Annotated in this window: 13 protein-coding genes and 1 tRNA gene; 10 read left to right on the forward strand and 4 right to left on the reverse strand. The window is 62.9% G+C overall.

Annotated elements, in window-relative coordinates:
* Complete coding sequence (locus tag L0D18_RS10095; RefSeq protein ID WP_243028796.1) at positions 1 to 1,548, reverse strand: carboxylesterase/lipase family protein; 1,548 nt, start codon at positions 1,546 to 1,548, stop codon at positions 1 to 3.
* A gap of 65 nt (positions 1,549 to 1,613) precedes the next feature.
* Between L0D18_RS10095 and L0D18_RS10100 the strand changes: the two genes are divergently transcribed.
* From L0D18_RS10100 to L0D18_RS10125, 6 genes are all read left to right on the forward strand, one after another.
* The gene (locus tag L0D18_RS10100; RefSeq protein WP_243028798.1) at positions 1,614 to 2,219 is read left to right on the forward strand and encodes a ribonuclease HII; all 606 of its coding nucleotides are present in this window, start codon (positions 1,614 to 1,616) and stop codon (positions 2,217 to 2,219) included.
* Between the two features lie 35 nt (positions 2,220 to 2,254).
* Positions 2,255 to 2,725, forward strand: a complete 471-nt coding sequence (locus L0D18_RS10105; protein WP_243028799.1) for a DUF4384 domain-containing protein — start codon at positions 2,255 to 2,257, stop codon at positions 2,723 to 2,725.
* Between the two features lie 89 nt (positions 2,726 to 2,814).
* Positions 2,815 to 3,894, forward strand: a complete 1,080-nt coding sequence (locus L0D18_RS10110; RefSeq protein WP_243028801.1) for a TRAP transporter substrate-binding protein — start codon at positions 2,815 to 2,817, stop codon at positions 3,892 to 3,894.
* Positions 3,895 to 4,021: 127 nt separating this feature from the next.
* Positions 4,022 to 5,311 carry an ABC transporter substrate-binding protein gene (locus L0D18_RS10115; RefSeq protein WP_243028803.1) on the forward strand — a complete coding sequence of 430 codons (1,290 nt, stop codon included), beginning with the start codon at positions 4,022 to 4,024 and terminating at the stop codon, positions 5,309 to 5,311.
* A 49-nt stretch (positions 5,312 to 5,360) separates the two neighbouring features.
* Positions 5,361 to 6,236 carry a carbohydrate ABC transporter permease gene (locus tag L0D18_RS10120; protein ID WP_243028805.1) on the forward strand — a complete coding sequence of 292 codons (876 nt, stop codon included), beginning with the start codon at positions 5,361 to 5,363 and terminating at the stop codon, positions 6,234 to 6,236.
* Complete coding sequence (locus tag L0D18_RS10125; protein WP_243028806.1) at positions 6,233 to 7,075, forward strand: carbohydrate ABC transporter permease; 843 nt, start codon at positions 6,233 to 6,235, stop codon at positions 7,073 to 7,075. Before L0D18_RS10120 ends, L0D18_RS10125 begins: the two co-directional genes overlap by 4 nt.
* A gap of 4 nt (positions 7,076 to 7,079) precedes the next feature.
* On the opposite strand, the gene L0D18_RS10130 is transcribed toward L0D18_RS10125, so the two are convergent.
* Together L0D18_RS10130 and L0D18_RS10135 are read right to left on the reverse strand one after the other, a co-directional pair.
* Positions 7,080 to 8,648: a phosphoglucomutase gene (locus tag L0D18_RS10130; RefSeq protein ID WP_243028807.1), complete on the reverse strand. Its 1,569-nt coding sequence runs from the start codon at positions 8,646 to 8,648 to the stop codon at positions 7,080 to 7,082.
* A gap of 63 nt (positions 8,649 to 8,711) precedes the next feature.
* A complete protein-coding gene (locus L0D18_RS10135; RefSeq protein WP_243028808.1) occupies positions 8,712 to 10,529 on the reverse strand; it encodes a peptidylprolyl isomerase in 1,818 nt (605 codons plus the stop codon).
* A 44-nt stretch (positions 10,530 to 10,573) separates the two neighbouring features.
* On the opposite strand from L0D18_RS10135, the gene L0D18_RS10140 reads away from it, so the two are divergent.
* From L0D18_RS10140 to L0D18_RS10155, 4 genes are all read left to right on the forward strand, one after another.
* A tRNA-Arg gene (locus L0D18_RS10140) sits at positions 10,574 to 10,650 on the forward strand.
* Positions 10,651 to 10,739: 89 nt separating this feature from the next.
* Positions 10,740 to 11,882, forward strand: a complete 1,143-nt coding sequence (locus tag L0D18_RS10145) for an MFS transporter (protein WP_243028810.1) — start codon at positions 10,740 to 10,742, stop codon at positions 11,880 to 11,882.
* A gap of 9 nt (positions 11,883 to 11,891) precedes the next feature.
* Positions 11,892 to 12,698, forward strand: coding sequence for a universal stress protein (locus L0D18_RS10150; protein WP_243028811.1), 807 nt, complete (start codon positions 11,892 to 11,894; stop codon positions 12,696 to 12,698).
* A 48-nt stretch (positions 12,699 to 12,746) separates the two neighbouring features.
* The gene (locus L0D18_RS10155; RefSeq protein ID WP_243028813.1) at positions 12,747 to 13,178 is read left to right on the forward strand and encodes a CBS domain-containing protein; all 432 of its coding nucleotides are present in this window, start codon (positions 12,747 to 12,749) and stop codon (positions 13,176 to 13,178) included.
* Here the strand turns inward: L0D18_RS10155 and L0D18_RS10160 are convergent.
* Entirely contained in the window at positions 13,175 to 13,522 is a 348-nt protein-coding gene (locus tag L0D18_RS10160) for a phage holin family protein (protein ID WP_243028815.1), read from the reverse strand. The genes L0D18_RS10155 and L0D18_RS10160 overlap by 4 nt on opposite strands.
* Between the last annotated feature and the right edge of the window lie 81 nt (positions 13,523 to 13,603).

Here is a 13,603-nt window from a genome sequence, read left to right on the forward strand (position 1 = left end):
CTATAGTAGCCCTAAGGCCTCGAGGGGACCACACTTCTCCTGGTAAGGGTCATGGAGGAGGCCTGGGGGCTCGTCCAGCCGTAGGAGGTACCCTTCCCCATACTGGGGCCAGCGGGGCCAGCCTCGGGGTTCCCCCTCCTGGGCGAAGCTCACCCAGTAGCGGCGCATGCGCTTCCCCAAAACCCTGGCCTTATCCCGGGCCTCGGCGCTGAGGAAAAGGGGCAGAAAGGGCATCTCCTCCAGGTTTCCAAAGAGGGGGGCCAGCTCCAGGCCGTGGAAGGCTCCCAAACCCTCAAAGCCGGGGACTCGGAAGGTGAAGAGGTAGGCGTAGGTGGGGGCAAAGGGGACTTGCAGCCTCGCAGCCTTTAGGGAAGGACAGAGGAGAAGAAGGTCCGTCTGGGTCTCCCCCCAGGCCCTTTGAGGATCGGCAAAGCGTTTCCGGTAGGCGGCGACTAGGGCTTCCTGGGCCTTTTGGGAAAGGCCTTGGGCAGCGAGTCTCTTGCCGAACTCCTCCCAGGACCTGGGTCCCAAAAGCCTGGCTAGGCCGGGGAAGCTAAGCTCTTCCCCGTTGGCCTCCACAAGGAGGGGGATGCCTCGAGCCCAGCCCTTTCTTAGGGACTCCTCGGGGCTTTCCGGAAGCAGGGGACCCAGGTGGGGCTTATAGGGGGAAAGGGGAAAGCCCAGGGCCGAGGCGGTGATGTCGGGGGGCCCCGGGGGGGGTTCCCTGGGGAAAAGGCGCGTCAGGGGAAGGCTCCTTAGGCAGACCAGGTCGTCTGGTGGGCAGCCAAGGCGCTTGGCCCACCTTTCCCCAAAGGCGAGGTCTCCCTCCAAGGGGCGCACCTCTTGGCACCCTCCCGATTGGAGGATGGCCTTGTGGAATAGCCCTTGGGCCTCCGGGGTGGCCAGCAGGGCGCAGGCCAGCATGGCCCCCGCCGATTCCCCGAAGAGGGTGACGTTCTGCGGGTTGCCGCCAAAGAATGGGATGTAGCGCTGGGTAAAGCGGAGGGCCTCTATTACGTCTAAAAGCCCATAGTTGCCCACGGCCCGAGGGTCTTCTTGGGCCAAGGCGGGAAGGGCCAAGAACCCCAAGGGCCCCAGGCGATAGTTCACCGAGACCACCACCACCCCTTCCTGGGCTAAGAGGTGCCCCCCATAAAGGGGCTCGGCGGCGCTTCCTGAGGTGAAGCCGCCCCCGTGCAGGTAAACCATCACCGGGAACCCCCCTGGGGGTGGGGGCCTTAGGGGTAGAAAGAGGTTAAGGACCAGGCAGTCTTCCTGTTGCGGAGGGATGTACCCTCCTAGGCGGGCAGTGGTGCCTGGTCTTTGGGGGCAGGAGAGCCTTTCCTTCCCCACCCCTTTGGGCCAGGAGGCCACGGGCCTAGGGGCTTGGAAGCGGCCCGCCTCTGCATAGGGAAGCCCATAGAAAGCGATGGCTCCCTTTTCCACCTGGCCTTGGGCTGGGCCCAGGGGGGTCTGGACCACCACCTCCTGGGCTAGGGAGAGGCCCAGCGCCAGCGCGGATGCCATAAGGAGGGCAAGGGGGAGCATATATAAAGTGTATCCAGAATATAACCGGGGGTGTCAACCCTGGGGGAGAGGCATAATGCCAAGGGATGGAGGGCCTCGAGGCGTCCTTCTGGGCCATGGGCCTAAGGGTGGCCGGGATAGACGAGGCGGGCCGGGGAGCCTGGGCGGGGCCCATCGTGGTGGGGGCGGTGATCCTACCGCCTGGCCGCTACCCCTTTCGGGATTCCAAGCTTCTAAGGCCTGAGGAACGCCAGCGCCTGGCGGAGGAGGTGAAGGGGGTGGCCTTGACCTACGCCTTGGGGGTAGCGGAGGTGGCGGAGGTGGACCGACTGGGGGTCCTAAGGGCCACCCTCCTTGCGGCCCAAAGGGCCTTGGCCCTTTTGCACCCTCCTCCGGAGGCCCTGGTCACCGATTACCTCCAGGTGGCCACCTCCTTGCCCCTCCTGGCTCCTCCCAAGGCGGACCAGCATAGCCCCAGCGTGGCTGCGGCCAGCATCCTGGCCAAGGTGCACCGGGACCGGCTCATGGAGGAGCTAGACCGCCTTTACCCTGGTTATGGCTTTGCCCAGCACAAGGGATACGGCACCCCAGAGCACCGGGAAGCCCTTAAGACCTTGGGGCCCTCCCCTGTGCACCGCAGGCGCTTTTCCCCTGTGGCCCAAGCTCCCTTAAGGTTTTCTGAAGGGGAGTAGGTGCCCTTAGGGCTAAGCTGGAGGAGGAGGTGGGTATGCGGCTTTTGGGCCTTCTTTTGGTGGGGCTACTTTCCGCCTGCACCGTGACCCTCGAGGGGGTCACGGTAAGCTACCGCTTGGACTTCACCCCGGCCATCCTGCGCTTTGAGCCGGACCGGGGGGCAGGGGCCACCTATTACGTGGGGGAGGAGGTGCGCTTCTTCCTCACCCTGGCTGAACCCGGCTGGATAAGCCTGGTGGCCATAGATCCCGACGGGCGCACCTACGAGTTTGACCGCTTCTACCTGGGCCGGGGCACCCATGTCCTGCCCCCGGGGGCCTACCGCTACACGGTCACGCCGCCTCGAGGGCTCCAGCGGGTGCGGGCCATCTACACGGATACCCATCCCGGGAGCCTGCGCTTGGAAGGGGTATTCACTGACTGGGATGCCCGGCTAAGGCTGTACTTGGAAACCTCCGGGGCCCGCCGTTACCAGGTGGCGGAGACCTACTTTTACATCCGCTAGCCGCTGGACTGCAAGAAGTTGCGGAAGGGGCTTGCGCCTCCTACCCCCAGGTGGGGTATAATCCCCCCGGACCGCTAAGGAGGTCAAAGATGAAGCGGCGTGACTTCTTGAAGAAAGCAGGTATCGGCGTAGCGGCCAGCGCGGCTTTCGGACCAGCCTTTGCCCAGGCCCAGCCCAGCGTGAGGTGGCGGCTGGCCTCCAGCTTCCCTAAAAGCTTGGACACCATCTACGGGGCGGCAGAGGTCCTAGCGGAGCGGGTTTCCGCCCTAACCGGCGGGAGGTTCCAAATCCGCCCCTACCAGGCCGGGGAGATCGTGCCCGGGCTACAGGTGATGGATGCCGTGCAACAGGGCACGGTGGAGATCGGCCATACCGCCAGCTACTATTTCGTGGGCAAGGCCCAGGTCTTGGCTTTTGATACCTCGGTCCCCTTTGGCCTCACCGCCCGGCAGCAGAACGCCTGGATGTACTACGGGGGCGGTATTGAGCTTTTCCGCCCCATCTTCGCCGACTTCAGCATCATCCAGTTCCCCGGGGGCAACACCGGTGCCCAGATGGGGGGATGGTTCCGCAAGGAGATCAAGGGCCTGGCCGACCTTAAGGGGCTCAAGATGCGCATTCCTGGCCCAGGTGGCCAGGTGATGAGCCGGCTTGGGGTGGTGCCTCAGGTGTTGGCGGGTGGGGACATCTACCCGGCCTTGGAGCGGGGCGTGGTGGACGCCGCCGAGTGGGTGGGACCTTACGACGACGAGAAGCTTGGCTTCCACAAGGTGGCGAAGTTTTACTACTACCCCGGCTGGCACGAACCAGGGCCCCAGCTCTCCTTCTACATCAACTTGAAGGAGTGGCAGAAGCTACCCAAGGAGTACCAGCAGGCCCTGGAGGTGGCGGCGGCCGAAGCGAACCTCGCCATGCTGGCCAAGTACGACCAGGTGAACCCTCCTGCCCTGCAGCGGCTCATCCGGGCGGGGGTGCGCCTGCGCAAGTGGCCCGCGGATGTCATGAAGGCAGCCCAGAAGGCAGCCTTTGACTGGTACGAGGAGGAGGCGGCGAAGGACGCCACCTACCGCAAGGTCTACACCGCTTGGAAGAAGTTCCGGGAGGAGCAGTATCGCTGGTTTGCCGTAGCGGAACTTGGCTTCGAGAGCTTCGCTTTCCCAGCCATCTAAGCTTAGAGGGTAGCTCCCCGGGGGAGCTTCCCCCGGGGACTTGCTTTGAAAGGGGATGCAGAGCCTTGACAGAGGGTGTAAATGGGGTTTAAAATCCACGCTGGAAAAGCTTCCATAGGAGGTTGATATGAGGCGTAGGGAGTTCCTTAAGAAGGCAGGGGTAGGGTTGGCTGCCAGCATCGTTTTGGGCCCTGCAGCGGTCCGGGCCCAGGCGGGTCCGGTTATCCGCGTGGCCGGGGACTCCACCGCGGTGGGCGAAGGTGGCCGTTGGATGAAGGAGATGGTGGAGGCTTGGGGTAAGAAGACAGGTACCCGCGTGGAGTACGTTGACTCCCCTGCGGACACCAACGACCGCTTGGCCCTCTACCAGCAGTACTGGGCGGCTAAGAGCCCGGATGTGGATGTTTATACGATCGACGTCATTTGGCCGGGCATCGTGGCTCCCCACGCTGCTGACCTCAAGCAGTATTTCTCCGAGAGCGAGCTCAAGGAATTTTTCCCCCGTATTGTCCAGAACAACACCATCCGCGGCAAACTCACCTCCATTCCCTTCTTTACCGATGCGGGCATCCTATACTACCGCAAGGACTTGCTGGAGAAATACGGCTACAAGAACCCACCCCTTACCTGGGTGGAGCTGGAGCAGATGGCCCAAAAGGTCATCGAGGGTGAGCGTAAGGCGGGCAACCGCGACTTCTGGGGTTTTGTTTTCCAGGGCAAGGCCTATGAGGGCCTCACCTGCGACGCCTTGGAGTGGATTTACTCCCACAAGGGTGGGCGCATTGTGGAACCCGATGGCACCATCAGCGTCAACAACGGCCGGGCTGCCCTGGCCCTCAACACCGTGCGGCGTTTCGTGGGCACCATTGCCCCTTCAGGGGTAACCGCCTATGCGGAAGAGGAGGCCAGGAACGTCTGGCAGCAGGGCAATGCCCTCTTCATGCGCAACTGGCCCTACGCCTACGCCCTGGGGCAGGGGGAGGGGAGTCCCATCCGCGGTAAGTTCGGGGTTACGGTGTTGCCTAAGGGGGGTGCTGACGCTCCCAACGCTGCCACCCTGGGGGGATGGCAGCTCATGGTCTCTGCCTATAGCCGCTATCCCAAAGAGTCTGCGGACCTGGTGAAGTACTTGGCCTCTTACGAGGTGCAAAAGGACAATGCTGTACGGCTTTCCCGCCTGCCCACGCGCCCGGCCCTTTACACCGACCGGGACGTCCTGGCCAAGAACCCCTGGTTCCGCGACCTCCTTCCCGTTTTCCAGAATGCGGTTTCCCGGCCTTCGGATGTGGCCGGGGCCAGGTACAACCAGGTATCCGAAGCCATCTGGACCGAGGTGCATAGCGTCTTAACCGGGAAAAAGACCGGGGAGGTGGCGGTTCGGGACCTCGAGGGCCGCTTGCGCCGCATTCTGCGCTAGCCTTCCTCCCATCCCCGGGGGGAGCACCCCCGGGGCTTATCCTCAAATCATGCTGACGCAACGGCAGGTGCGCTTAGCCTGGCTATTGGTCCTGCCCACCCTTTTGGTGGCGGTGTTGGTGGCGGGGTACCCTTTGGCCCAGGTCTTTTACTGGTCCTTGTTCCGGGCCGACATCGCCTTTGTAGAGCCTCCGGAGTTTGTGGGGTTCAAGAACTACCTTTACCTTCTCCAGGACCCTGATTTCCGCCAAGCCCTATGGAACACGGTGAAGTTCACTGTGTTTTCTGTCAGCCTGGAAACTCTTTTGGGATTGGCCATTGCTTTGGTCATCCATTCCAACTTCAAGGGTCGGGGCTTGGTGCGCACCGCCATCCTTATTCCCTGGGCTATCCCCACGGTGGTTTCCGCCAAGATGTGGCAGTGGATGCTACACGATGTCTACGGGGTGATCAACATCCTGGGGGTGAAGCTGGGCATTCTGTCGCAAAAGGTGGCCTTTCTGGCACGGCCCGAGCTGGTTCTGCCCGCCATCATCGCCGTGGATGTGTGGAAGACCACGCCCTTCATGGCCCTTCTCCTCCTGGCCGGCCTTCAGCTAATTCCCGAGGAGCTTTACGAGGCGGCTAGCATTGACGGGGCCACCCGTTGGCAGCAGTTCTGGACCATTACCCTCCCCCTTCTTACCCCCGCCTTGGTGGTAGCCCTCATCTTCCGTACCCTGGATGCCTTACGGGTGTTTGACGTGATCTTCGTTATGAGCGGCGTAAACCCGGCCACCCGTACCCTGGCCGTCTACAACCGCCAGACCTTGATAGATTTCCAGGACTTGGGGTATGGCTCGGCCATAAGCGTGGCGATTTTGGTCCTAATTTTCCTTTTTGTGGTGGCCTATATGCGGACCCTGGGTAGGGAGGCTCTGCAATGAGGACATGGCTTCGCCTTGGAAATCGCCTGCTCTTTTACCTACTGGTGGTATTCGTGGTGGTGTATAGCGTCTTTCCCTTTTACTGGGCGGTGATCTCCAGCTTCAAGCCCTCCGACGCCCTTTTTGCCAGCGATCCCAACTTTTTGCCGCTGCCCTTTACCCTGGACCATTACAAGAACGTGTTTCTCCAGGCCAACTTTGGCCGCAACCTGCTGAACTCCGTGGTGGTCGCCGGCGGGGCCACCCTCCTTTCTCTGGTCCTTGGGGTGCTGGGCGCTTACGCTTTGGGTAGGTTGCCCTTCCCTCCCAGGAATGCTGTGCTCTACCTGGTTCTGGCTATGACCATGTTCCCCCAGATCTCGGTCTTGGGAGGGCTTTTCATGCTGCTCCGCCAGGCGGGCTTGTTCAACACCCATATGGGCCTTATCCTCAGCTACCTTCTTTTCACCCTCCCTTTTACCGTCTGGGTCCTGGTAGGTTACTTCAAAGGTTTACCCCGGGAGCTGGAGGAGGCGGCCTACGTGGACGGGGCCACCCCTTTGCAGACCCTGGTGCGCATCATGCTGCCCCTTACGGGTCCGGGTTTGGTGACCACGGGGCTTCTGGCCTTCATCGCTGCCTGGAACGAGTACCTTTTCGCCCTAACCTTCACCGTAGGGGATAAGGTGAAAACGGTTCCCCCAGCCATCGCCAGCTTTGGGGGGGCCACGCCCTTTGAGATCCCCTGGGGTTCCATCATGGCCGCCAGCGTGGTGGTAACCGTGCCCCTGGTGGTGCTGGTGCTGATCTTCCAGCAACGTATCGTGGCCGGACTAACCGCCGGCGCCGTCAAGGGATGAGGGCTTAGCCTAGGGTCTTGTGCACCAGGGCCATGGCGGCTTCCAGCACCACGTTTAGGTGTTCCTCCCCCTTAAAGCTTTCCGCGTACACCTTGGCCACGTCCTCGGTGCCGCTGGGGCGGGCGGCGAACCAGGCGTTTTCCGTTACCACCTTGAGGCCTCCCAGGGGTTCCCCGTTCCCGGGGGCCCGGGTAAGGATGGCCAGGATGGGCTCCCCGCCAAGCTCCTTCTCCTTCACGTCCTCGGGGGAGAGGCGGGCCAGCTTGGCCTTGGCCAGAGGGGAGATGGGAAGGTCCTTGCGGGTGTAGTAGGGCCGGCCCAGGTTTTCGGCCAGCTCCTCGTAGAGCTCATCGGGGGCCTTCCCCCGCTTGGCCAGGATCTCCGCCGCCAAGAGCCCCAGGAGAATCCCGTCCTTATCCGTGGAAAAAGGCCTGCCGTCAAAGCGCAAGAAGCTGGCTCCGGCGCTTTCCTCCCCGCCGAAGCCTAGCCAGCCTTGCAGGAGGCCTTCCACAAAGTATTTGAAGCCCACAGGGGTTTCGTAGACCTCCCGCCCTAAGGCCTTGGCCACCCGGTCCAAAAGGGCGCTGGTCACCGCGGTCTTGCCCACCTTGGCCCCTGGCCAGGTGCGGGTGGTGTAGAGGTGGTGGACAGCGGCCGCCAGGTAGTGGTTGGGGTTCATAAGGCCCCTCTTGGTGACGATCCCGTGGCGGTCGGCGTCGGGGTCGTTGCCGATGGCCAGGTCAAAGCGGTCTTTAAGGGCCAGGAGGCCCGCCATGGCGTAGGGGCTGGAGCAGTCCATGCGGATTTTGCCGTCGTGGTCTGGGGGCATGAAGCGGAAGGTGGGGTCTAGGGTGGGGTTCACCACCTCCAGGTTGAGGTGGTAGGCCTCGGCAAGCCGCTCCCACACCCTAAGGCTTGCGCCCCCTAAAGGGTCCACCCCCAGGCGGAGGCCCGCCGCCCTTATGGCCCCTAGGTCCACGGCCTCCTTCACCCTTTCCACGTAAAGCCCAGGGTAGTCAAAGGGCTTGGCCCGTTTTAAGGCTTCCCGAAAAGGAAGGCGCTTTACCCCCTTTAGCCCCTCCTGGAGAAGGGCATTGGCCCTTTCCTCTATGGCCTTGGTGATGCGGGTGTCGGCGGGGCCACCCGTGGGGGGGTTGTACTTGAGGCCGCCGTCCTCCGGGGGGTTGTGGCTGGGGGTGAGGAGGATGCCGTCCGCCTTGGCGGGGTACTGGGCGTTGTGCTCCAGGATGGCCAAGGAGACCAGGGGGGTGGGGGTGTAGCCCTCCTCGAGGCGCACTTCCACTCCGTTGGCTACCAGTACGGAGAGAACCGTGGCCCAGGCGGGCTCGGAGAGGGCGTGGGTGTCCTTGGCCAGGAAGAGGGGCCCCGTGGCCCCAAAGGAGGCCCGGAGGTCGGCGATGGCCTGGGCCATGGCCAGCACGTGGACCTCGGTGAAGGTGCCCTTGAGGCTGGTGCCCCGGTGGCCGCTGGTGCCGAAGGCCACCCGTTGCAGCGGGTCCGTGGGGTCGGGGCGCTCCTCGTAATAAAGGGTGAGGAGTTTGGGTACATCCATGGCCTCATCTTAAAAAAAACGAGGAGGTCCGCATAACGGGGACCTCCTCGAGGGCCCACCTGCTTAGGGCTTGGCCGGAGCCTCCTCCGGGGTTTCTTTGGCAGGGGGGGTCTCAGGCTCTTGGGTTTTGGGGGTCAGTTCCGCCAGCACCTGGCCCAAGCGGTTTTCTATCTTGGCCGCTTTTCGCAGCTCCTGAACCAGGGCCTGGGCCTTTTGCTGGCGCTTGTTCAGGATGACCCGCTGCTTGGCTTCCTCTACCACCTCGCTGAAGGGCTTGAGCACCTCGGGCTTGCGGTCCTTGATGAGAAGCACCGCGAAGGTGCCATCTTCCAGCTTCACCACCTCGCTGACCTCTCCCAGAGGGCCTTTGGGGAAGGTCTCCTTCACCTTGAAGACCAGGCGGTCCAAGACGGCGGGGAGCTGGTTGGGGTTCACGGTGCCGTACTCGGTGACGGTGCCTTCCTGGGCTTTGGCCAGGGCCTGGAGGTCGCCACCCCTCAAGGCCGCCTCCCGGAAGGCCTTGGCCTTGGCCTCCGCCTTGAAGACCACCCCTATGACCTCCGCGCTGGCCGGGATGGTGAAGAGGGCGGGGTTTTCCGCATAGAACCTACGGGCCTCCTCCTCGGTGGCGGTAAGGCCCCGGGTCTCGTAGAGGAGATAGGCCTGGGCTATGTCATCCTTGGAGCCGATAAAGGGCTTGCCGCTTTTCTTGGCCGCCTCCACCAGAATTTCCCGCTCAATGAGGCTTTCCAGGGTCTGGGGCAGGAAGAACTGGACGGCCAGCTCCCCTAGGCCTTGCTGGATGAGGGCTGCGGTTTGCTGGTTGGAGAAGACCGGCTGCAGGACCTGGGAAAGCAGGATCTCCCGGCTGCCCACCTTGGCCACGGGAGGATTCTTGTAGCTGTAGGGGCTGTCCTCTGCAAAGCGTACCTGGGCCTTTTGGCGAAGCTCCTCAATATACCCCTCGAGGGCCCCATTCCCTTTAGCCTCCTGGGCATCCTTCTCCACCCGGTCCTTGACCTCCTCAAAGGAGGGTGCCTTTGCCGGGAGGTACTCCTCCACCTGCACCAGGTAGTAGCGACCCCCGGCCTCTATGGGCCCCACCAGCCCGGGCCCCTTCAGGCCGAAAACCGCTTCCGCCACTTTTTCGGGGAAGACCACCTTGGTGACGGGTTTGGGCTCCCTTTCCCCCGGTGCCGCCCCCAGGGCCCCGCCTTGCTCAGCGCCCACCTTGGAGTGCTGCTTGGCCAAGGCGGCGAAGTCCTCCCCAGCCTTCGCCTTAGCCAGGAGCTCCGCTGCCAGCTTGGCGTCGTCCACCACGATCTGCCGGGCTTTGAGGCGGGGCTCACCCTTATAGTCCTCTTGGTGCACCTCAAAGTAGAAGCGGGCCTCTTCCGCGGTGGGTTTGGCGGCGGAGCGGACCTGCTCCAGGCGTTTTTGGATTTGCAGCTGGGTTTTAATCTCAGAGCGAAGCTGGGCATCGGTGTAGCCTATCTGGTTTAGGAACTGCTCGTAGGCTTTCTTCTCCTTAAGGCCAAACTGCTCGCGGATGCGATCCACCTCCTTGCGCACCTCGGCGCTGCCCACCCGGATCCGCGCCGCGTCCTGCTTGAGGGCCTCGGTGAGGATGACCTGCTCCAGGAAGTGGGTGTCCACCAGGGTCTTAAGAAGCCCCTGGGGGTTTGCGGCGTAGAGGGGGTCATTCCCCTGGAGCCTTAGCAGGTCCAGCTCGTAAACCGCCTTCCCGTTCACCCACAGCACGGGTTTGCCCCGCGCCTGCTGCCCCGCTTGGGGGGTGAAAAGGAGGATGGCCCCCACGGCGAAGGCCAAGGCCAGAAGCCCAAAAAGGATGGTGATGGCTTTCTTGCTGATACCGAACACTTGACCGCCTCCTCCTTAGCGTGCTAGGATACTTCCCGCTGAGTGCGCCCGTAGCTCAGCTGGATAGAGCGTCGGCCTCCGGAGCCGAAGGTCAGAGGTTCGAGTCCTCTCGGGCGCGCCATTTTCTTTTTTCCCCCGCCAACCGGAAAGCCCACAAGCACGAAGGGATTGTAACACACTCCCCATGAGAAAGGGGTTTAGCATGGGAGGGTGCTGCCTCTTCTCTTGGCCTGGCTCCACACCGTCAACGACCTCTTCTCCAACTTCCTCACCCCCCTTTTGCCCAAGCTAATGGCCCACTTCGGCGTGGGCTTGGGCACGGTGGGGCTTTTGGTGTCGGTGTATTCCCTAACGGGTAGCCTTTTCCAGCCTTTGGCTGGCTTCATCGCCGACCGGTTGGACCGGAGGCTTCTGGCGGCCCTGGGGCCGGTGCTGGTGGCCCTGGGTATGGGTTCTTTGGGCCTGTGGCCCCGGTTTGAGGCGCTCCTTTTGGTCCTGGGACTTTCCGGCTTGGGTTCGGCCCTTTTTCACGCCTCGGGGGCAAGCCTGGTGGGGGAGTTCGCCCCCAAGGAGCGGAGGGGGTTTTGGCTTTCCTTTTTTGGTTCGGCGGGGTACCTGGGCCTCTCCCTGGGGCCGGTGGTGGCCCTTTTTGCCGTGGGAGTCTGGGGGCTTAAGGGGCTTTTTTGGCTTACCCCTTTGGCCCTGCTTCCAGCCCTGTTGCTTTTGCGCCTCCCCCCTGTGCGGCGGCAAGGGAGGCCTGCAAGCCTCGAGGACTTCCTAAGGGTGTTTCGCGGGGACGTGGCCCGGCTATGGGGGATGGCCACCTTGCGGAGCCTGGTGTTTATGAGCTTTTCCACCACCTTGCCCTACTGGTTTACCCAGAGGAGCCTTTCCGATGCCTACATCGCCCTAAGCCTATCCACCTACAGTTTCTCCGCCACCTTGGGCGCCTTCCTGGGGGGTACCCTTTCCGACCGCCTGGGACGGAAGGCGGTGTTGGTGGGGACCTTGACCTTCGGGCTTCCCCTGTATCTGGGCCTTCTTTTCCTGCCCCCCGGAGGTGCGTCCTACCTGGTGCTCTTGGCCCTGACCGGGGCCTTGATGAACGCAGGCATTCCGGTGGCCGTGGCCTTGGCCCAGGAGCTGGAACCCGGCCAGACGGCCACGGTTTCAGGTCTTCTCATGGGCTTTACCTGGGGTTTTGCCGGGCTTTTCTACGCCCCCATAGGGCACCTGATAGAGGTGTTTGGCGTGATGCCGGTCCTCCTGGCCCTAGGGGTCTTGATCCTGCCCGCCTGGGCCTTGGCCCAAGGGGTAAGGGAGCCGGGCTTGGCGCAGGGCGGGGGGCGTTAAGATGGTCCCATGAGGATTCTTCTGGCCACGGACGGCTCGCCCCAGGCCCGGGGGGCGGAGGTGTTGGCGGAGTGGCTTTGCTACAAACTCCCTGCCAAGCTGGTGGCCCTTTACGTGCGGGATATCCGCCTGATGCGGGTGCTGGAGCTTTTGGACTTCGGGGCTCTTACCGTGCCCATTCCTGCCCACCGGGAGGAGTTGGAGAAGGCCCTATCCGCTCACGGTGAGGCGGTGTTGGAGCGCATTCGCAAAAGCGCCGAGGAGGCAGGGCTTCAGGTGGAGGTCTTCCTGGAAACCGGGTTGCCTCACGAGGTCATCCTCCGTCACGCCCGGACGGCGGATCTTCTGGTGATGGGCCGGAGTGGGGAGGCCCATGGGGGTAGCTTCGTGGGGTTAGGAAGTACCGTGGATAGGGTTCTAAGAACCTCGCCCACCCCGGTTTTAGTGGCTCCCACCGACTACGTGGAGATTGCGGGCGCCATCTTGGGTTATAACGCCTCGGAGAGTGCGGTGCGGGCTTTGCACACCTTGGCCAGTCTGGCCAAGCCCCTGGGACTTCCCGTGCGGGTGGTGAGCGTCCACGACGATCCTGTGCAGGCGGGGTCTTGGGCCCTCGAGGCCCAGTCCTACCTAGAAGACCAGGGGATACGGGTGGAATCCTTAGCCTTCTCCGGGGATCCCGCTGAGCATCTTTTGTCCTTGCAGGGGCCCACGGATCTTTTGGCCGTGGGAGCGCCGGTGCGCCGCCTGGTCCTGGGGAGCACCGCCGAACACGTGGTGCGCCACGCGGTAGGGCCGGTGCTCACCGTACGATAAGCTCGTCCCTCGTGTGGTATAATGAACCCCTAAAGGAAAGGGGGTTCTATGACCGTTCGGCAGGTTTTGGTGCGCAAGGGGGGAATGGTGTATAGCATCCCTCCCCAGGCCACGGTGTTGGAGGCCCTCAGGAAGCTGGCCGAGCACGACATCGGGGCCCTTTTGGTTATGGAGGGGGATAGGCTTCTCGGCATCTTCTCCGAGCGGGACTATGCCCGGAAACTGGTCCTCCTGGGCCGGTTTTCCAAGGACACCCGGGTGGAGGAGGTCATGACCCCTGAGGTGGTCACCGTGACCCCCGAGACCTCCCTGGAGGAGGCCATGCGCCTGATGACCGAACACCGCATGCGGCACCTTCCGGTTCTGGAGGAAGGCAAGGTGGTGGGCGTGGTCTCCATTGGGGATGCGGTCAAGGCCATCATCACCGAGCAGGAGGTCCTGATTGAGGAGCTTTCCCGTTACGTGATGGAAAACCGCTAATCGCGCAACAACCAGGTAAGGAAAAGGCTCACCAGGGATAGGATCAGGGCTCCAATCAGGGCCCCGGTGAATCCGTGCACCTCGAGGGCGGTGGCCTGGGCCACCAGGTAGAGCACTATCCCGTTGACCACCAAGGTGAAAAGCCCCAGGGTCAAGAGGTTTAAGGGTAGGGTTAGGAAAAGGAGAATGGGCCGCAGTAGGGCGTTGGCCAGTCCCCATATGGCCCCCGCCACCAGATAATCCAGAAGGCCCGCTCCTGGGGTAAAGGAGACCCCCGGGTATACCAGGCTCACCACCCAAAGGGCCAGGGTGTTTAGGAGAAGCCGTGCCAGTAGGCCGCGCACGGCTTTAGCTTACCCCAAGATCCCCCACCCCCCTTGACAGTTTTGTTTTGGTCTGGTAGTTTTTTCTTTGCGCTGCCTGCT

Origin of the sequence: Thermus albus (genome assembly GCF_022760855.1) — a bacterium.
GTDB classification, from domain to species: Bacteria; Deinococcota; Deinococci; order Deinococcales; family Thermaceae; genus Thermus; species Thermus albus.